Origin of the sequence: Streptomyces sp. NPDC056479, from assembly GCF_042795335.1 — a bacterium.
Taxonomy (GTDB): Bacteria; Actinomycetota; Actinomycetes; order Streptomycetales; family Streptomycetaceae; genus Streptomyces.
On the sequence record NZ_JBHTRZ010000003.1, the window covers coordinates 37,465 to 55,910 of the forward strand.

At 71.4% G+C, this 18,446-nt stretch carries 16 protein-coding genes; 15 read left to right on the forward strand and 1 reads right to left on the reverse strand.

Annotated features, from left to right (window positions below; all coding sequences use genetic code 11):
• Positions 1-140 precede the first annotated feature (140 nt).
• The 8 genes from ACFQ6S_RS11675 to ACFQ6S_RS11710 all read left to right on the forward strand — a co-directional run bounded on the left by ACFQ6S_RS11675 (position 141) and on the right by ACFQ6S_RS11710 (position 8,282).
• A complete protein-coding gene (locus tag ACFQ6S_RS11675; RefSeq protein ID WP_383406657.1) occupies positions 141-911 on the forward strand; it encodes a calcium-binding protein in 771 nt (256 codons plus the stop codon).
• Between the two features lie 133 nt (positions 912-1,044).
• Positions 1,045-1,596 carry an O-methyltransferase gene (locus ACFQ6S_RS11680; protein ID WP_383406660.1) on the forward strand — a complete coding sequence of 184 codons (552 nt, stop codon included), beginning with the start codon at positions 1,045-1,047 and terminating at the stop codon, positions 1,594-1,596.
• A 353-nt stretch (positions 1,597-1,949) separates the two neighbouring features.
• Positions 1,950-2,318 carry a hypothetical protein gene (locus ACFQ6S_RS11685; RefSeq protein WP_383406663.1) on the forward strand — a complete coding sequence of 123 codons (369 nt, stop codon included), beginning with the start codon at positions 1,950-1,952 and terminating at the stop codon, positions 2,316-2,318.
• Complete coding sequence (locus tag ACFQ6S_RS11690; protein WP_383406666.1) at positions 2,318-3,769, forward strand: FAD-binding oxidoreductase; 1,452 nt, start codon at positions 2,318-2,320, stop codon at positions 3,767-3,769. The genes ACFQ6S_RS11685 and ACFQ6S_RS11690 overlap by 1 nt, the downstream gene beginning before the upstream one ends.
• Positions 3,766-4,539 (forward strand): SDR family NAD(P)-dependent oxidoreductase, encoded by a 774-nt coding sequence (locus ACFQ6S_RS11695; RefSeq protein ID WP_383406669.1) that lies wholly within the window; start codon positions 3,766-3,768, stop codon positions 4,537-4,539. Before ACFQ6S_RS11690 ends, ACFQ6S_RS11695 begins: the two co-directional genes overlap by 4 nt.
• 153 nt (positions 4,540-4,692) lie before the next feature.
• On the forward strand, positions 4,693-5,655 hold the full coding sequence (locus ACFQ6S_RS11700) for a GNAT family N-acetyltransferase (protein ID WP_383406672.1): 963 nt from the start codon (positions 4,693-4,695) through the stop codon (positions 5,653-5,655).
• 67 nt (positions 5,656-5,722) lie between these two features.
• Positions 5,723-6,562 (forward strand): ester cyclase, encoded by an 840-nt coding sequence (locus ACFQ6S_RS11705; RefSeq protein ID WP_383406675.1) that lies wholly within the window; start codon positions 5,723-5,725, stop codon positions 6,560-6,562.
• Positions 6,563-6,626: 64 nt separating this feature from the next.
• Entirely contained in the window at positions 6,627-8,282 is a 1,656-nt protein-coding gene (locus tag ACFQ6S_RS11710) for an FAD-dependent oxidoreductase (RefSeq protein WP_383406678.1), read from the forward strand.
• 57 nt (positions 8,283-8,339) lie between these two features.
• Here the strand turns inward: ACFQ6S_RS11710 and ACFQ6S_RS11715 are convergent, their stop codons facing one another.
• Complete coding sequence (locus tag ACFQ6S_RS11715) at positions 8,340-8,828, reverse strand: MarR family winged helix-turn-helix transcriptional regulator (RefSeq protein WP_383406681.1); 489 nt, start codon at positions 8,826-8,828, stop codon at positions 8,340-8,342.
• A 115-nt stretch (positions 8,829-8,943) separates the two neighbouring features.
• Here ACFQ6S_RS11715 and ACFQ6S_RS11720 point away from each other — a divergent pair, with 115 nt between their 5' ends.
• The 7 genes from ACFQ6S_RS11720 (at position 8,944) to ACFQ6S_RS11750 (ending at position 18,401) form a co-directional block, all read left to right on the forward strand.
• Positions 8,944-10,500, forward strand: coding sequence for an FAD-dependent monooxygenase (locus ACFQ6S_RS11720; RefSeq protein WP_383406683.1), 1,557 nt, complete (start codon positions 8,944-8,946; stop codon positions 10,498-10,500).
• A 110-nt stretch (positions 10,501-10,610) separates the two neighbouring features.
• Positions 10,611-11,555 (forward strand): methyltransferase, encoded by a 945-nt coding sequence (locus ACFQ6S_RS11725; protein WP_383406686.1) that lies wholly within the window; start codon positions 10,611-10,613, stop codon positions 11,553-11,555.
• 88 nt (positions 11,556-11,643) lie between these two features.
• Complete coding sequence (locus ACFQ6S_RS11730) at positions 11,644-12,621, forward strand: zinc-binding alcohol dehydrogenase family protein (RefSeq protein WP_383406689.1); 978 nt, start codon at positions 11,644-11,646, stop codon at positions 12,619-12,621.
• A gap of 161 nt (positions 12,622-12,782) precedes the next feature.
• Positions 12,783-13,760, forward strand: coding sequence for a zinc-binding alcohol dehydrogenase family protein (locus tag ACFQ6S_RS11735; RefSeq protein ID WP_383406692.1), 978 nt, complete (start codon positions 12,783-12,785; stop codon positions 13,758-13,760).
• Between the two features lie 227 nt (positions 13,761-13,987).
• Positions 13,988-15,553, forward strand: a complete 1,566-nt coding sequence (locus tag ACFQ6S_RS11740) for an MDR family MFS transporter (protein ID WP_383406695.1) — start codon at positions 13,988-13,990, stop codon at positions 15,551-15,553.
• A 194-nt stretch (positions 15,554-15,747) separates the two neighbouring features.
• Complete coding sequence (locus ACFQ6S_RS11745; RefSeq protein ID WP_383406698.1) at positions 15,748-16,788, forward strand: methyltransferase; 1,041 nt, start codon at positions 15,748-15,750, stop codon at positions 16,786-16,788.
• The gene (locus ACFQ6S_RS11750) at positions 16,698-18,401 is read left to right on the forward strand and encodes an FAD-dependent oxidoreductase (RefSeq protein WP_383409189.1); all 1,704 of its coding nucleotides are present in this window, start codon (positions 16,698-16,700) and stop codon (positions 18,399-18,401) included. The genes ACFQ6S_RS11745 and ACFQ6S_RS11750 overlap by 91 nt, the downstream gene beginning before the upstream one ends.
• Positions 18,402-18,446: the final 45 nt, after the last annotated feature.

Below are 18,446 nucleotides of genomic sequence, written 5' to 3' on the forward strand. Positions count from 1 at the left end.
TCCGGCTGGGCCGGCGTTCCGACCTGCACCGGAACCCCACCATCACCCCCTGATCACCGCTGCGTACACTGCCTGCACTTTTATCGGCGGCCTGCCGCAAGGGGCGGGCCCGACCCTTCGGGGACACAATGCGAAGATCGATGATCGGCTCTGCTCTGCTCGCTTCTCTGGCGATGGCCGCCCTGTTCACTCCAGGTGCGCATGCGGACGAGGTGGTGGGCAACGCGGATGCCGGCGCTTTCAAGATCACTGGTGGCGGCGGCTCCGGCAATGATGTCGTGCTGGGCACCACCAACTCCCGGACGATCACCGTCAAGCTGACGGCGAGCGACAACTCGGGCGTCAAGTCCGCGGACTTCACGCTCTACCACGGGAGCAGCCTCAGCAAGGCCGACGCGATCCTGAAGCCCAAGGAAGCGGCGCCGGTGTGCACGGCCAACGGCACCAGTTCGGTCTGCACCAAGCACTACACGATCGATCCCCGGCGTTCCCTGAAGAACTCGCTCGCCGGGATCTGGACGGTCTACGTCGACATCAAGGCCAACGACGGCGACTACGTGAAGGCGGACGGCCACACCACGTTCTTCATGAAGCGCTACGGCAGGCTGACCGTCAACGCCTCTCCGGAGCCGGTCGCCAAGGGCCGCACCCTCACGGTCACGGGCAAACTCTCCCGGGCCAACTGGGACACCCACGACTACCGCGGCTACACGAACCAGCGCGCCTACCTCGAGTTCCGCCGGCCGGGCACCGACTACTACGAGTCCCTGGGCTACACCACCACGAACTCCACCGGCGTCGCCACCGCGAAGGTCACGGCCACCGCCGACCGCTACTGGCGCTACGAATTCAGAGGCACCATGACCACGAGCGCCGTCAAGGCGACGGGCGACTTCGTGGACGTCCGCTAAACCCCGCAAGCTGTCCAGCGCGGCTGGAGTCTCGCTCGGGAAGGCATCCAGGGTCGTCGCTCGTGAGGGCGGCATCTGTAACGCTCGGCGGAGAGACCTCGAATGTCTCGAAACTCGTGACGGGGAGTTCCGCATGCCCAATGCCGTTTCTTCCGCCGATGCTTCGGCCGAATGCTCCGCCGAGCCCTCCTTCGAAACCGCCACCGCAATCCTCCTGCGGCAGTTGGTGCTGGCTGCCGGACCGCTCAATGTGCTCCAGATCGGCTGTCCGTACGCGTCGTTCACCGCCAGGCTGGCGGCGGCGATGAGCGAGAACGGGCGTGGCCGGGTCATCTGCTGCGAGCCGGAGGGCGTACGGGCCGAGGCCGCCGCGGCGGCGATCGAGAAGGCCGGACTCGGACCGTACGCGCAGGTCCGGGTGGGCCGGCCCGAACGGGTGCTGGCGACCGTCCCCGGCCCTGTCGATCTGCTGCTGCTCGGTGGTCCGCCGGAGTCCTTCCTGGCGCTGCTGAAGCTGGTGGAGCCCAGGATGCTGCCGGGCGCGGTGGTGGTGGCCCAAGGCGTGCGGGACGTGCCGGCGCTGTGCGCGGAGTTCCTCGCCCATGTCCGGGTTCCCGGCAGCGGTTATGTGTCGCTGCCTCTTCCCTTCGACGGCGGTCTGGAGATGGCCGTCCGCGCTGCCTGACGACTGTGCGCATCCACCTCTAGGAGTGCCATGTCCCTTCGTCCGTTCAACCCGGAGTTCCTGCCCGAGGGGCACCCCGACAAGATCGCCGGCCCGCCTCGCGGCACCGCCTCGGGCGCTCTGTGGCGGGGGCTGGTGCGCTACCTCCTGCTGCCGTCCTACCGGGCCCTGGTGGCCCTCGGTTCCATGCACGTGGCCGCGCTCTGGCATCCGGAGTTCGGGCCCCAGTGCCTTCCGCCGCAGGAGGACCCCGCCAGCTACAGAGCGTTTCGAGCGGGCCTTGAGAGGGGGCCGGAAGCCTGGCCGGGACATCCCACTCCGCCAACTCCCCCAGAGAATCAAGGAGATCCGCGATGAGCGACGCACGGCTGGTCGGCACCTGGACCACGCAGTTGGACGACGACGGGAAGACGGTCCCCGGGCTCGTCTGCTTCTCGGCGGACGGCACGGTCGTCTCCACCCAGCTCAACACGAAGAACATCGGTCTGGGCACCTGGTCCGCCACGGGCCCGGACACCTTCGAGTACGGCTTCCACATCCTGGCCGCCGATCCCGAGGGCAAGCACGTGGGGGAGGCGCATGTCCGGGTGTCGGGCGAGTTCGTCTCGGACACCGAGTGGCAGGGCACCGGCGGCGCCGAGTTCTTCGACCCGCAGGGCACCAAGCTGCGCGGGCACGCCGGCTCCAAGGTGACCGCCGGCAAGTTCGGCATCGCCGACTGATGCGGGCGGCGGCGCTGCGGGACCGGCTCGACGGGGACCTGGTTCTGCCGGACGAGGCGGGCTTCGCCCTGGCCAGACAGCTCCAGAACACCGAGTACGACACGATCGAGCCGTACGCCGTCGCGTACTGCGCCTCCGAGCGGGATGTCGCCGTGTGCGTGCGCCATGCCCGGGAGCAGGGGGTGCGGCTGCACATCCGGGGCGGCGGCCACAGCTTCAACGGCTGGTCGACCGGCGAGGGACTGGTCGTCGACCTGTCCCGGATGAACCACGCCGTGGCCGAGGGGCCCGAGGTGCGGCTCGGGGCGGGCGTCCAGTCGCTGGACGCGCTGGACGCCCTGCGGCCCCAGGGACGGCAGATCGTCACCGGGACGTTTCCCACGGTCGCCGCGGGCGGATTCCTGACCGGCGGCGGGATCGGCTGGCAGACGCGGAGGTTCGGGCTGGGCAGCGACCGGGTCACCGCGGCCCGTGTGGTGCTCGCGGACGGCAGGACCGTCCGCTGCTCGGCCACCGAGGAGCCCGATCTGTACTGGGCGCTGCGCGGTGGCGGCGGAGGCACCTTCGGAGTGGTCACGGAGTTCGCGGTGCGCCCGATCGACGCGCCCGCGATGACCGCTTTCGAGACGCTGTGGGCGTACGACGACGCCGTGGAGGTGCTGACGGCCTGGCAGGAGTGGGCCGTCGACGGTCCCGACGAGCTCGGCACCTCCCTGGTGGTGCTGCCGGGCATGTTCGGGCCCGGCGGGCGTCCCGTGGTCCGGGTCTGGGGAGCGCACCTGGGTACGGACGAGGCGCTGAACCTCGGACTGGACGAGCTGTCGGAACGGGCCGGGTGCAAACCGCTGAGCCGGACCGTCGGTGCGCGGGCCGGGTATGCCGAGGTGATGCACGAGGCGCTGTGCGGCTCGAAGTCGGTGGCCCAGTGCCGTCGTACGGGAACCGGTCCCGAGGCCGTGGGGCACCGGCATCCGTACACCCGGCAGAGCTATCGGCTGACCGGCCGGGCCGCGACCCGGGCGGAGTCGGCGGCGCTGCTCGACGCCTGGGATCCCGCCCTCGACGCGGTGGGCCAGGAGCGCTATCTGCTGTGCATCGCGCTGGGCGGTGCGGCGAGCCGGGTGCCGGGCACCGCGACCGCCTACGCGCACCGGGACGCACGGTTCCTGATCGGGTATCAGTTCGCCTGCCGTGAGGCGGCGGCGGACCCGGCCGCACCGGCGCGGCTGACCGCGCTGGCGGACCGTGCGGCGGCGGCACTCGCGCCGCTCGCGTGCGGCTCGTACATCAACTTCCCCAGCTCGCGGGTGGGCGGGGACTGGGAGACGGAGTACTTCGGTGCGAACCGTCTCCGGCTGCGCGCCGTGAAGCGGGCCTACGACCCGGAGGACTTCTTCCGGCACGCGCAGAGCATCGGCCACCGTGCCCCGACGACCGAGGTGGAGTCATGAGGACGGATCTGCGGAACAAAGTCGTGCTGGTCACCGGCGCCTCCTCGGGCATCGGCCGGGCAACGGCCGTGGCGTACGGGGAGGAGGGCGCCAGGGTTGCGATCACCTACCACAGCAATGAGGACGGGGCCCGGGAGACGGCGCGGCTGGTGACCGAGGCGGGCGGTACACCGCTGGTGGTGCGCTACGACCTCGCGGACGAGCGGTGCATACGGGACGCGGTGGGCAAGGTCGCCGAGGAGTGGGGCGGCATCGACGTGCTGGTGGCCAACGCGGTGGTCTGGAGCGAGGCGATCCCGCGGCCCGGTCAGCCGGTGCCGCGCTTCGAGGACGTACCGGCGAAGCAGTGGCAGGAGGTGCTGCGCACGTCCGTCGATGCCGTGTTCCACACGCTTCAGGCGGTGCTGCCGTGGATGCGCGCGCGGCCGTGGGGCCGGGTCGTGCTGCTCGGCGCGGGCCTCGCGGACACCGGCAAGGCCGGGGCGGGGGCCTACGGCGCCGGCAAGTCCGCGCTCTTCGGGCTGATGCGGAGCCTGGCCTGGGAGCTGGGGCCCGACGGGATCCTGGTCAACATGGTGGTGCCGGGGCAGACCAGCACCGAGACCGTGCGGGCGCACGTGCCCCCGGGCTTCCTGGAGGAGAAGGGCAAGAGCCTGCCGTCGGGCCGGATGTCGGCGCCCGAGGACGTGGCGCGCGCCGTCGTCTTCCTCGGCTCGGCGGCCAACGGCAACACCAACGGCGAGACGCTCCGCGTGACGGGCGGCGCCTGACGGGTGTGAACAGTGCCTGCCCGTCGTAGTACCGGGCCCCGTCGCAGTCCAGGGATCCTGGAGTGCGGCGGGGCCCGCCCCGTTCCGCGCCGCCGCCCCGCTGTCGAGTTGTCCTCGACGGTGTTTCGAGAGGTCCGGGTCACCGTGTGGGGCATGGAGATTCGTAGCCTCGACGGCGATGAGCCGGCGACCATCGCCGCGTTGCTTCCCGGGTTCCGGGAGACCATGAGTCTGGAGCTGCCCGGTGATCCGCCGGTCACGGAGGCGCTGCTGGCGCGGCTGTTCCAGCGGCGGCACGGGACGGAGCGCATCGTGCTCGTCGCGTACGACGGCGCCACTGCGGCCGGTGTGCTGAAGCTCGGGCTCGACCTGGGGGATCAGAGCGGGCCGGGACACGGTTCGCTGTGGGTGTTCCCCGGCTTCCGGCGGCGTGGTGCCGGGCGGGCGCTGGCGGCCGCGGGCCTGGCCGCGCTGCGCGAGCGGGGACGGGAACTGCTGCTGGCCGACGCTCCCAGGGCGGCGGCCGGTGAGCGCTTCGCGGCGGAGCTCGGTGCCGAACTCATCGGCGAGAGCGTGCGCCACCGGCTGCGTCTGGCCGGCCCCGCCCGCGCGGTGCTTCAGGCCGCGGCGGCCCGGCCGGTGCCCGGGTACCGGCTGGTGACGTGGCAGGGGCCCTGCCCCGACGACCTGGTCGAGTCCTACGCGCGGGCCTGGAGCGCGCTGGAGGAGCGGGTCAACGGCCAGGCCCGGGTACGGCATCCCTCCGCCGACGACGTACGGGCGCGGGAGGCCGAGGCGGAGCGCGCCGGGCATCTGCCCCACGTGGTGGCGGCGCTGCCCGAGCACGGCACCGCGATCGTCGCGTACACCACCCTGTTCGTGCGGAACAGTCCGATGGCGGACGTCGGCGAGACGCTGGTGCTGCCGCAGCACCGGCGGCGTGGTCTCGCCGCCTGGCTGAAGGCCGAACTGCTGCTCGGGGCCGCCCGGGAGAACGGGCGTCTCGCGCTGGTCCAGGTCTTCAACGACACCGCCGACACCGCCGTGGTCGCGCTCAACCGGAAGCTCGGCTTCGAGGCCGACTCCCACTGGTCGACGTACGCGCTCAAGGCCTGAGCGGTCACCTTCCCCTGATCCCCCCCTGTTCACGACCCGAGCCACGAGGCCGAGCCGAGAGGAACCCATGACCACCGTGATCCCCGCCGGACAGCGCACACGCAACGCCGAGCTGGTCCGCGAGCTGTACGAGACGCTCTACCGCGAGCGCCGCTTCGAGGAGGCGGGCCGCTTCTTCCATGCCGACTGCGTCGAGCACGACCCGGTGGACTGGCGGACATCGGACCGTGACATCTCGGGGCTGCGCGCGGACATCGACCACCTGGTGGCCGACAACGACCGGGTGATGCTCTTCGCGACCTGGACCGGCCGCACCCGCTCGGGAGGCGAACTCCGGCTGCACACCGCCGAGTTGTACCGCCTGCGGGACGACCGCGTCGCCGAGCACTGGAACGTGGTGGACCGGGACGTGCTCGCCGCGCACGGCGTGGACGGCGGGCCGGAACGCAGCGGTCAGCCGGCCGCCCCCGGTCTGCACGGCCCGCACAGCGACACCGAGCGGGCCAACGCGGAGCTGGTGCTCGGCGCGTACCGCGATGTCTTCAGCGAGCACCGGCTGGACCTGGCCGAGCGCTACTACCACCAGGACTACCGGCACCACAACATGCGCACGGACCAAGTGCCGGACGGGCTCGACGCGTTCAAGGCCTTCTTCGCGGACAACATCGCCGCCTTTCCCGACCTGGTCACCACCGTGGACCACATCGTCGCCGCCGGCGACCGGGTGATGGTCTTCGTGACCTGGACCGGCACGCTCACCGGCGCCTGGAGCGGGGGCGGCCCCTCCGGGCTGCCGCTGGAGATGCGCACCTGCGACCAGTTCCGGATCGAGCGTGGGAAGGTCGCGGAGCACTGGGAGGTCGTGGACTACCTGGCCCTGGGGCGGGCCGGGCTGCCGACCCCGTGAGCAGGACCGACGTCCGTTCCGAGAGCCGATGTCCGAGGCCGACACCCGAGAGAGGGACCTTGCGATGACCTCCGCTTCCGACCCTTCCGACAGCGCACCCGTACTGATCGTCGGCGGCAGCCTCGTCGGGCTGTCCACCGCTGTGTTCCTCGCCCGGCACGGGGTCCGTTGCACCTTGGTGGAGCGCCATCCGGGCACGTCCATCCATCCGAGGGCCGTCGGCTACTACCCCCGGACCGGGGAACTGCTGCGTCAGGCCGGGGTCGAGGACGCGGCCGTACGGGAGGCCACGGGGTACGCCACGCACCGCACTCGTGCCGGGGTGACCTCGCTGGCGGGTGAGGTGCTGTTCAGCAAGGAGGAGCTGGAGGGCGACGACGACCTCGGCGACCTCACCCCGTCCCGGCTGCTTCTGCTGCCGCAGGACCGGTTGGAGCCGCTGCTGCGGGACCGGGCCGTGGAACTCGGCGCCGACCTCAGGTTCGGTACGGAGCTGTTGTCCTTCACCGAGGACCCGGAGGGGGTGACCGCCGTCCTCGGAGACGCCGACGGCACCCGTACCTTCCGCAGCTCCTATCTGGTGGCCTGCGATGGGCCGCGCAGTACCGTGCGAGAGGCGCTGAAGGTGCCCCGACAGGGGCGCGGGGTGCTGTCCCGTCATGTGAGCATCGCGTTCGGCGCGGATCTGCGCCCGGTGCTGGGGGAGCGCCGTTACAGCGTGGTCCATGTGAAGAATCCCCAGGTCACGGGCATCCTCGTGCATGACGACACCCTGACCGGGGGCACGCTGATCGTCGGGTACCGGCCCGAGGACGGCGAGAGCCTGGAGGACTTCACCGACGAGCGCTGTGCCGAGCTGGTGGGGGCAGCCGTAGGAGCGCCGGGGGTCGAGGTGACGATCCGTTCGCGCTTCCCCTGGGACATGGCGGAGCAGGTGGCCGAGGGCTTCGTGCACGGGCGGGTGCTGCTCGCCGGGGACGCGGCGCATGTGGTGCCGCCGACCGGCGGTTACGGAGCCAACACCGGTATCGCCGACGCCCACAACCTCGCCTGGAAGCTCGCCCTGGTGGTCGACGGCGTCGCGGGGGCCGGCCTCGTGGACACGTACGACGCCGAGCGGCGGCCCGTGGCGGTCTACACGGCCGAGCAGGGATCCCTCCAGCTCGCCCTGCGTTCCGGCACCGCCACCGCGGAGCAGCAGGCCGCCGTCGCGGACGCGGTGACGGTGACGTCGGGCCAGGCGTACCGCTCCGAAGCGGTCGCCGGGGAGCCGGGGGGTGCGGACCTTCCGGTCGCCTCCGATCCGCGGGCGCTGCGCGGGGCGCCGGGGACCAGGGCACCGTACGCGGCGCTGTCGCGGGGCGGTGAACCCCTCTCCACGCTCGACCTCTTCGGGCGGGACTTCGTCCTGCTGACCGGGGAGCGCGGTCGCGAGTGGATCTCGGCCGCCGTCTCCGCCTCCGCCGAGCTGGGCCTGAAACTCACGGCACGCCGGGTGGTGCCGGGCACGGGTGGCGGGGCGGGCACGCTGGCCGACCCGGAGGGCAGCTGGTCCGAGCGCTACGGCGGTCTGCGCCCCGAAGGCGCGGTACTGGTACGGCCGGACGGTGTCGTGGCCTGGCGGTCTGCGGGCGCGGACCCGGGAGGCGAGGAGACCGCGGTGCTGTCAGCGGTACTGCGGAGGATTCTCGTACGGGGATCCCGTACCGGGACGAAGTAGCGGGCCGGGTCCGTGGCGGACGTCGCCGCGGACCTTTTCCGTGGGCTCGCCCGAGCGTCAGGCGGAGCCCGAGTCCTGCTGCAACTCGCCCACGGAGTCGACGTACTTGATGAGCAGGCGGGCGAATTCGAGCCGCTCCTCCTGTGGCCAGTCCTGGGTGATGCGCTCGAAGGCCGCGCGCTGGTGGCGGCGGAAGCGGGCGAGCGTCTCGTGCCCCTCCGGGGTGAGCTGGAGGATCGTACGGCGGCCGTCGCGCTGCGAGGCCGCGCGGATCAGATAGCCGGCGGTGATGCAGTCGGAGACCATCCGGCTCGCCACGGAGGGGTCGACGGCGAGCCGCTCGCCCACGACACCGACGGTGATCTCCTGGCCCTCCTGGTCGGGCCCGTCCTGGACGATGTTGAGGACCAGGGTCCTGGTGAAGTCCTTGCGGGACACCTGCTTCTCCACATTCAGCGCCTGTGCGCGCCGCAGTCGGGAGAAGGCCGGGCCGACAGCGTCGAGCAGATCCGCTGCCCGCGGCGGGGGCTGAGTCGAAGTGTCCATGTCCGCATTCTAAGCGAGTTGATTACGGCAGACGAGCATCTGTATGCTCTCAATCCACTGCATGACGTTAAGCATATACCTGTCAGTAAACATCTATCGAAGGGAACCCGACCCCATGTCCCATCCCGTGCCCCCCGAGAAGTCCGATCGCGACTTCGAGATCGCCTACGACACCGACGTCGACTTCGACGTGCTGATCGTCGGCGGCGGCCCCGTCGGCATGCTGCTCGCCGCGGAACTCCGTATCTCCCGCGTCCGGGCCGTGGTGCTCGAACGGCTGCCCGAGCGCACCCCGCACTCCAAGGCCTTCGGGCTGCACGCCCGTTCCCTGGAGTCGCTCGACCGGCGCGGCCTGCTCAAACGGTTCCGCGAGGGCGCCCGCTCCTGGAACAACGGCCACTTCGCCGGCCTGGACGAGTGGGTCGACTTCTCCACCCTCGACAGCGCGCACGGCTACGCCCTGCTCTCCGAGCAGACCAGGACCGAACGCCTGCTGGAGGAGCGTGCCGCCGAGTTCGGCGCCGAGATCCGACGAGGTCACGAGGTCACCGCGATACGCCAGGACGCCGCCGGCGTCGAGGCCGAGGTGACCGGCCCCGACGGCACGTACACCCTGCGCGCCCGGTACGCCGTGGGCTGCGACGGCGGTCGCAGCCTGGTCCGCCAGGAGGCCGGCATCGCCTTCCCCGGCACCGGCGGCCGGGTCACCGCCCGGCTCGGTGACGTGATCCTCGCCGACCGCGAGAACGCCCCCATGGGCATGGAGCGCACCGAACGCGGCCTGCTGTTCTGCGTGCCGCTCGACGACACCTACCACCGGGTGTCCACGTTCGACTTCGAGGCCGACCGTGAGCCCGGCGCCGAGCTCACCCTGGACGAGCTGACCGCGAGCCTGCGCGAGATCTGGGGCGACGACCTCGGCGCGCACTCGCCGCGCTGGCTGTCGGTCTTCACCGACTCCGCGTGCCAGGCCGACCGCTACCGCGAGGGCCGGCTGCTGATCGCGGGCGACGCCGCCCACACCCACTTCCCGGTCGGCGGCCAGGGCGTCAACCTCGGTCTCCAGGACGCCTTCAACCTCGGCTGGAAGCTCGCCGCCGAGGTGCACGGCTGGGCTCCCGAGGGCCTGCTCGACAGCTACGACCGCGAGCGCCAGGCACCGGCCCGCAAGGTGCTGGCCAACACCCGCGCGCAGATCGCGCTGATGAACCCGGACCCGTACGTCACCCCGCTGCGCGAGCTCTTCACCGATCTCATGCGCAAGGAGCAGGTGAACCGGCACCTCGCCGAGATGCTCAGCGGCGTCACCGTCCGCTACGCGATCGACGGCCCCGAGCACCGGCTGCTCGGCGACTTCGCCCGCGACCTGGAGCTGAAGACCGAGGACGGCGACCGGCCCCTCCCCAAGTACCTGAAGCGCGGCACCGGTCTGCTGCTCGACCTGACCGGCGATCAACAGATCGGCCAGGTGTACGAGAAGTGGGCCGCGGGCGCCTCCTGGGCGGGCCGGCTCCAGCACGTCCGGGCGGAGTGCGCCCAGGAGCCGCAGCTGGCCGGTCTGCTGGTCCGCCCCGACGGCTATGTCGCCTGGGCCGCCGACCGGGACATGCCGGAGGCGGAGCTGCGGGAGTCGCTGTCCGCGGCGGTCACCACCTGGTTCGGCACCGCCTGACCCGGCACCTCCCCCCACACCCCCCACACCGCTTGTGCACGTGAGAGGACGAAGTGAGCAATCCCCCCTGGTCGCAGGAGTTATTGGAGAAAAGTGACCTGATCACCCCCATGGCCATCAGAGTGGCCGCCACCCTCGGGCTCTCGGACCACATGGCCGCCGGAGCGGTCACGGTCGAGACGCTGGCCCGTGAGGCGGACGTGGACTCGGCCGCCCTGGGCCGGCTCCTCGGCCACCTGGTGAACGCCGGGATCTACCGCCCGCTCCCCGACGGGGGCTACGAACCGACCGAGCTCGGCGTCCTGCTGCGCGACGACGTCCCCGAGTCGGGCCGCGACTGGCTCCGTCTGGACGGCCCGACCGGCCGGGGCGAGACCGCGGTGTTCCGCCTGCTCGACGCCGTGCGCTCCGGCGCACCCGTCTACTCCGCGCTGTACGGGCAGGAGTTCTGGACGGACGTCGAGTCGGACGGCGCGCTGGCGGAGGCCTTCGCGCGGCGGATGGCGGCGAGCATGCGCTGGGTCGTCCCCGAGCTGCTGGCCCACGGCGACTGGCAGGCCGTACGGCATGTCGTCGACGTGGGCGGCGGCAGCGGTGACCTGCTCGCGGCCGTGGTCGACGCCACCCCGGGCGCGCGGGGCACCCTGCTCGACCTGGAGGGGCCCGCGGCCGCGGCCGAGCGGGACTTCGCGGCCGCGGGACTTCAGGAGCGCTGCCGTGCGGTGGTCGGCAGCTTCTTCGATCCGCTGCCCGCCGACGGCGACGTGTATCTGCTGTCCAACGTCCTGCTCAACTGGCCCGACGACCGAGCGGCCGAGATCCTCCGGCGCTGCGCCGAGGCCGTCCGTCCGGGCGGCCGGGTGATGGTCCTCGAAGGCCTGCTCGACGTCCAGACCGACCAGACCGATCTGGACCTGCGGATGCTCGTCTATCTGGGCGGGCGGATGCGCACCACCGAGCAGCTGCGCGAGCTGGCGGCCACCGCCGGGCTCCTGCTGCGCCGAGTGGTCGGCCTGGGACCGGTGCGCTCGCTCGTCGAACTCACACCGGCCTGACCCGGCTCGTGCCCCATCCCCGCACCCCCGTAACGCACGCAAGAAAACCAAAAGAACCAACAGAACCAAGAGAAAGAGGAGTACGTCCATGCGCATCGTCCGACACCACGAGTTCGGCGCCCCTTCGGTGCTGCGGTCCGAAGAGGCCGACACCCCTGTCCCCGGTCCCGGCCAGGTGCTGATCCGCACCGAGGCGGTCGGGGTCAACTTCGCCGAGTGCCAGCGCCGTCAGGGCATCCCGGTCGGCGGTCCCGCCACGCTTCCCGGCTCGCCGGGCGGTGATGTCGCGGGCGTCGTCGAGGCCCTCGGTGAGGGCGTCGACCAGGTGAGCGTCGGTGACCGGGTGGTCACCGGTGTCGCCGCCGACGGGTACGCCGAGTACGTCGTCACCCAGGCCGACTGGCTGTTCGCCGTCCCCGAGGGGATCGACGCGGGTCAGGCCACCTCGCTGCCCATCCCCGGCCAGACCGCCTACCACGTGATCACCACGGCGGCGAAGCTCCAGCCCGGTGAGTCCGTGCTGATCACCGCCGCCGCGGGCGGTATCGGCCATCTGCTGGTCCAGATGGCCAAGGCGCTCGGCGCGGGGCAGATCATCGCCGCCGCCCGCGGAGCGGAGAAGCTGGCCTTCGCCGCCTCGCTCGGCGCGGACGTCACCGTCGACTACGGCGAGGACGGCTGGGACGAGAAGGTGCGCGCCGCGACCGGCGGACGGGGCGTGGACGTCGCCCTGGAGACCGTCGGCGGCGACATCCTCACCAAGTCCGTGAACCTCACCGCCCAGTTCGGGCGGACGGTGGTCTACGGCGCGGCGGGTGGCGAGCTGCCGGCCATCGAGGTCGGCGACATCTTCAACAACCGCATCGTCATGGGCTTCAGCATGTGGGGCGTGATGGGCGAAAAGCCGGACGTCATGGCCGAGGGTGCCCGGGAGCTGCTGGACATGGTGACCTCCGGCAAGGTCCGTCCCGTCGTCCACGCCGAGCTGCCGCTGAAGGACGCCGCGGCCGCGCACGAGCTGATGGAGTCGCGCTCCCAGCTCGGCCGTGTGGTGCTCGTTCCCTGACCCTGTTTCAGACAATGCATCGAATCATCGATGTGCAGTTTGACAAATGCGTGCACGACAGCATGTAATTGCTGTCGGTAAACCATGTAACCCGGATCCCTGGGCGGAGCCGCGCGACGACCATCCGCGGCTCGACAACACCTCCTAGTTGGGAGAACACCATGCGCATCGTCCGCCACCACGAGCACGGGGCCCCCTCGGTGCTGCGTGTGGAAGAGGCGGAGAAGCCGCAGCCCGGACCGGGCGAAGTGCTGATCCGCTCCGAGGCCGTCGGTGTCACGTTCGCCGAGGTCCAGCGCCGTCAGGGCATCCCGATCGGCGGCCACGCCACGCTGCCCGGCGCCCCCGGCGGCGATGTCGCCGGCGTCGTCGAGGCACTCGGCGAGGACGTGACCACCCTCAGCGTCGGGGACCGTGTCGTCGTCGACGTCGACCACAGCGCCTACGCCGACTACGTCACCGCCGACGCCGCCTGGGCCATCACCATCCCGGACAGCATGGATGCCGCCGAGGCGACCCTGCTGCCCAGCCCGGCCCAGACCGCGTACCACGCCATCAAGGAGTCCGGTCAGCTCAGGCCCGGCGAGTCGATCCTGATCGACGCCGCCTCCGGGGGCGTCGGCCACCTCGCCGTGCAGATCGCCAAGGCGATGGGCGCGGGCAAGGTGATCGCCACCGCCAGTACGCAGGCCAAGCTGGACTTCGTCCGTGACCTCGGTGCCGACGTCACCGTCAACTACACCGACGACGACTGGGACGAGCAGGTACGGGCCGCGACCGACGGCCGGGGCGTGGACGTCGTCCTGGAGACCGTCGGCGGCGACATCCTCACCAAGAGCGTCGCCCTCACCGCCCAGTTCGGCCGGCTGGTCTTCTACGGCTCGGCCAGCGGCGACATCCAGCCCATCCACCCGCTGATGCTCAGCCGGATGAAGACCGTGGCCGGATTCGCCCTGTACGCCATGCTCTACAACAAGCCCGAGGCCATCGCCGCCGGACAGCGCGACCTGCTCGACATGATCGCCACCGGCAAGGTCCGCCCGATCGTCCACGAGCGGCTCGGTCTCGACGAGGCCGTCAAGGCGCACGAACTGATGGAGGCCCGGGCCCAGCTCGGCAAGGTCGTCCTCGTCCCCTGACGCGGGACCGGCGACCCGCCGCCTCCCGTCCGACGTGGCCGGTCACGATCATCCCCCGTTCGGGACCGGCCACCCGCCGTACGGCACGAGAGGCACTCGTGCCGTACGGCGCGGTCCAACGCAGTCCACAGCGATCCCCTGACGGATCCCACACCGCAGACGACCCCGGCCGACCCCGGCCGGCGGGACGGGGATGGCACCCACTCCAGCCCGAAAGGCGAATCACCGTGCCCTCCCGGACCACAGGGACAGACAGCCCGCTCAGCGCTGTCGGCTCCCCACCCCAGACCCGGATCCGACCCGTCATCGCCGCCTGTCTGCTGGCCGTCTTCCTGGCCATGCTGGACTCGCAGATCGTGGCCACCGCGCTGCCCCGCATCGTCGGGGACCTCGGCGGTCTCGACGTGTTCGCCTGGGTGACGACCGCGTACATCATCGCCGCCAGCGTCACCACGCCCCTCTACGGCAAGCTCGGCGACCTCTTCGGCCGGAAGAAGATCTTCCTGATCTCCGTCGCCGTGTTCCTGGCCGGCTCCGCGCTGAGCGGCGCCGCCCAGTCCATGGACCAGCTCATCCTGTTCCGCACCGTGCAGGGCATCGGCGCCGGCGGCCTCTTCGTCTCCGTGCTCGCCATCATCGGGGAGCTGTTCAACCCGCGCGAGGCCGCCAAGTACTTCAACCTGTTCGGCATCGTCTTCGCGCTCGCGGCGCTCTCGGGGCCCGCCGTCGGCGGCGCTCTCACCGACCTGCTGAGCTGGCACTGGGTCTTCCTGATCAACCTGCCCGTGGGCATCGTGATCCTGGTGCTGGTCTCCACCTGTCTGCACCTGCCCCGCGTCGAGCGCCCCGCGCACATCGACTACACCGGCTTCGTCCTGCTCAGCACCGCGATCGTCGCGCTCACCCTGGCCGCGAGCTGGGGCGGAGTGAAGTACGAGTGGCTGGACTGGCGCATCCTCGGGCTCGCCGTGGGCGCGGTGCTGCTCGCCGTGGGGTTCGTCGCCGCCGAGCGCCGGGCCGCCGAACCCGTCATCCCGCTGCACCTGTTCCGCGACTCCACCTTCAGCGTCAGCGTGCTGGTGAGCGTCGCGGCGGGCATCGTCTTCCTCGGCTCGGTCAACTTCCTGGCGATCTACATCCAGGTGGTGACCGGCGCCAGCCCGACCATGTCCGGTGTGGTGCTGCTGCCCATGATGTTCGGCCTGGTCGCCTCCTCCGTCGTCAGCGGCACGGCGATCACCAAGACGGGGCGCTACAAGTGGTATCCCGTCCTCAGCATGGCCGTCGGCATCGTGGGCGCGCTGCTGCTGGCCACCATGGACACGGGGACCCCCCGTGCCGTGGTCATCGGCTACATGCTGCTCTTCGGCGTCGCCGCCGGACTGAACATGCAGGTGCTCACCATGGCCGCGCAGAACACCGCGCCCCGCGACGACATCGGTGCGGTGCACGCCACCGTGTCCTTCGCCCGGCAGCTGGGCACCACCGTGGGCATCTCCCTGTTCGCCTCGATCTTCTACAACCGGCTCACCGAGGAGATCGCCGACCGGACGCCCCCGGACGCGCTGCGCGGCATCGACCCCGACGCGCTGTCCTCGACCGAGACACTGGACCGACTCGCCGAGCCCGTACGCAACGCCGTGGAGCAGTCGTACGCCGCCGCGCTCACCCCCGTGTTCCTCACCGCCGTACCGGTCCTCCTCCTGGGGCTGCTGGCCGCCCTGACGATGAAGAACCTCCCGTTGCGTGGCGAGGACCACCAGGGTCATGAGGCGGCCGCCGAGGAGAACTGACCTCTCTTCACCCGCCGCCCCGCGAGCCGCCCTCCCCCGGAGGGCGGCTCGCGTGCGTCGGCCTGGCTGCCCCCGGCCGCCCTTCAGCGCCTTTCGAGCCCGAATCGACGGCTCGCGACCATCGTCGGCACTGCACAGCCGTACGACGCAGGACGCAGGCCGAAGAACAGGCATAGGCAGACCAGGAGGCTCGTGTGACAACGACCGAAGACCCGCAGACGGCCCCGGCGGTCGACCCCGGACCGCTGATCCGGCTGACCATTGCCGACTGCGCCGCCAAGGTGCTGCACAGCGCCGTGACCCTCGGCGTGTTCGGCGCGCTTGACGGAAGTCCCGCCGACGCGGCCGAGCTGGCCCGGCGTACCGGGACGCACCACCGCATGGTTCCGGACTTCCTGGACGCCCTGGTCGGGCTCGGTCTGCTGGAGCGCACGGAGGGCCGCTACCGCAACTCCCCGCTGGCGCAGGCCTATCTGGTGCCGGACGGCTCCTCCTACCTGGGAGGCTTCGTCGAGCTCACCAACGAGACGCTGTACGGCACCTGGGGCCGGCTCACCGAGGCGCTGCGCTCCGGCGAGCCCCAGCACCTCGACCCGGACAAGGGCGGCTTCGTCGGGGACCGGCACAAGGACCCGGCCAAGATGAAGCGGTTCCTGGCCGGACTCGACGCGTACAGCGACCGGATGGGCGCCGAACTCTCCCGCCGCCTCGACTGGGGCCGCCACTCCTCGTTCGTCGACCTCGGCGGCGCGCGCGGCAACCTCGCGGCCGTACTGGTGGGGGCGCACCCGCATCTGGAGGCGACCTGCTTCGACCTGGAGCGGACGCGGCCGCTGTTCACCGAGCACATCGGCGGCCTGGGCCTGACCGACCGGGTCACCTTCGCCGGCGGCGACTTCTTCACCGACCCGATCCCGCCGGCCGACGTCGTCGTCCTCGGCCACATCCTGCACGGCTTCGACACCGCCCGACGGCGCGAGCTGCTCGGCCGGGTCTTCGAGGCGGTGCGGCCCGGCGGCACGGTCCTCGTCTACGACCGGATGATCGACGACGACCGCAGCGACCCGGAGCGGCTGCTGAGCAGCCTGCACATGCGGCTGGTCAGCCCCGACGGCTCCGAGTACCGGGTCGCGGACTGCCGGGCCTGGCTGCGCGGGGCCGGCTTCACCGACGGCGACGCACAGCCCCTGCTCGGCACCCACACCCTGGTCACCGCCCACAAGGAGGCAGCATGAAGCCGCACCGGACCCCTGTCCTCATCGTCGGAGGCGGGCTGACCGGACTGTCCGCGGCGGTCTTCCTCGCCCACCACGGTGTCTCCGCCACCCTGGTGGAACGCCACCCCGACACCTCCACCCACCCCAAGGCCCGCGCCATCAACCCGCGGACCATGGAGCTGTACCGCGCGGTCGGCATGGAGGAGCGGGTACGGGCCGGGCGTTCCCCCATCTCCGGCAACACCGACCTGGTGCACGTCGAGAGCCTCGCCGGCAAGGAACGCGTACGGATGCCCAACGCCTCCCCGGAGGACATCGGGCGGATCAGCCCCACCCAGTGGACGCTGATCGACCAGAACCAACTGGAGCCGATCCTGCGCGAGCGGGCCGTCGAGGCCGGCGCGGACGTCCGCTTCTCCACCCGGGTCGACGCGATCCAGGAGTACGAGGAGGACGGGGCCGGCGTGCTGGTCGACACCACCGACCTGTCCACCGGCGCGACTTCGCAGATCCACGCCGAGTACGTGATCGCGGCCGACGGCAGCCGCAGCCCGCTGCGCGAGATGCTGGGCATCGGGGCCCACGGCCGGGGCACCATCACCAACCTCGTCAGCTTCTTCTTCGAGGCCGACCTGACCGAGGCGCTGCGCGGCCGCCGGATCATCGCGGCGTACGTCAACAACCCCGAGGTGCGCGGCACGATCATCCCCATCGACAACGACCGCCGCTGGGTCATCAACGTCTCCTTCTTCCCCGAACAGGGCCAGCGCGCCGAGGACTTCACCGAGGAACGCTGCACCGCCCTGGTGCGGGCCGCGGTCGGGGTGCCGGACCTGCCGCTGAAGATCGAGTCGGTGGACATGCCCGCGTGGGACATCTCCGCGCGCGTGGCGGACACCTTCGCGACCCGCCGGGTCTTCGTCGCCGGTGACGCCGCCCATGTCATGCCGCCCACCGGGGCGTTCGGCGCCAGCACCGGCATCCAGGACGCGTACAACCTGGCCTGGAAGCTGGCCCTGGTGCTGTCCGGCACGGCCGGCCCCAAGCTGCTGGAGAGCTACGACGCCGAGCGGCGGCCGGTGGCCGAGGAGACGGTCCGGCAGGCGCTGCTGCGGTTCGCGGTGCGCGACGGCAAGCAGTACCAGGAGGTCGCCGCGGAGCTGTTGGACGAGACGACCATGACGTTCGGGTACTGCTACCGCTCCGGGGCCTTCGCCACGGAGGAGGGGGCGCCCGATGCGATCGTGGAGGACCCTTCGCATCCCGGCGCCCGGCCCGGAGCGCGGGCCCCGCATCTCCAGCTCGACGGTCCCGAGGGGCCGGTGTCCGTCATCGATCTGTACGGCGACGGGTTCACTCTGCTCGCGGACGAGGTGACGGGGCGGTGGACCGGGGCGGTGGAGCAGGAGGCCGCGCGGCTGGGAGTCGACCTGAAGGTCGTCCGCATCGGTCGTGGCACCAGGCTGTGGGACCAGGACGGGTCCTTCCGCCGCCGGTACGGCCTGCTGGCCGGTGGGGCGGTTCTGGTCCGTCCCGACGGGTTCGTCGGGTGGCGTACGACCGCGGGGCGCAGCGGGCCTGTTGATCGCGCGGCGGTCGCGGCCCTGCGGGCCATTCTGGACCGGGTGTAGGCGCTCGAGCGCATCGAACGGCCGCGGTGCTCCGTCCTGGAGCGC

Coding starts and splice junctions, on each gene's coding strand:
- ACFQ6S_RS11675 (WP_383406657.1), top strand. CDS start 141: ATGATCGGCTCTGCTCTGCTCGCTTCTCTGGCGATGGCCGCCCTGTTC.
- ACFQ6S_RS11680 (WP_383406660.1), top strand. CDS start 1,045: ATGCCCAATGCCGTTTCTTCCGCCGATGCTTCGGCCGAATGCTCCGCC.
- ACFQ6S_RS11685 (WP_383406663.1), top strand. CDS start 1,950: ATGAGCGACGCACGGCTGGTCGGCACCTGGACCACGCAGTTGGACGAC.
- ACFQ6S_RS11690 (WP_383406666.1), top strand. CDS start 2,318: ATGCGGGCGGCGGCGCTGCGGGACCGGCTCGACGGGGACCTGGTTCTG.
- ACFQ6S_RS11695 (WP_383406669.1), top strand. CDS start 3,766: ATGAGGACGGATCTGCGGAACAAAGTCGTGCTGGTCACCGGCGCCTCC.
- ACFQ6S_RS11700 (WP_383406672.1), top strand. CDS start 4,693: ATGGAGATTCGTAGCCTCGACGGCGATGAGCCGGCGACCATCGCCGCG.
- ACFQ6S_RS11705 (WP_383406675.1), top strand. CDS start 5,723: ATGACCACCGTGATCCCCGCCGGACAGCGCACACGCAACGCCGAGCTG.
- ACFQ6S_RS11710 (WP_383406678.1), top strand. CDS start 6,627: ATGACCTCCGCTTCCGACCCTTCCGACAGCGCACCCGTACTGATCGTC.
- ACFQ6S_RS11715 (WP_383406681.1), bottom strand. CDS start 8,828: ATGGACACTTCGACTCAGCCCCCGCCGCGGGCAGCGGATCTGCTCGAC.
- ACFQ6S_RS11720 (WP_383406683.1), top strand. CDS start 8,944: ATGTCCCATCCCGTGCCCCCCGAGAAGTCCGATCGCGACTTCGAGATC.
- ACFQ6S_RS11725 (WP_383406686.1), top strand. CDS start 10,611: ATGGCCATCAGAGTGGCCGCCACCCTCGGGCTCTCGGACCACATGGCC.
- ACFQ6S_RS11730 (WP_383406689.1), top strand. CDS start 11,644: ATGCGCATCGTCCGACACCACGAGTTCGGCGCCCCTTCGGTGCTGCGG.
- ACFQ6S_RS11735 (WP_383406692.1), top strand. CDS start 12,783: ATGCGCATCGTCCGCCACCACGAGCACGGGGCCCCCTCGGTGCTGCGT.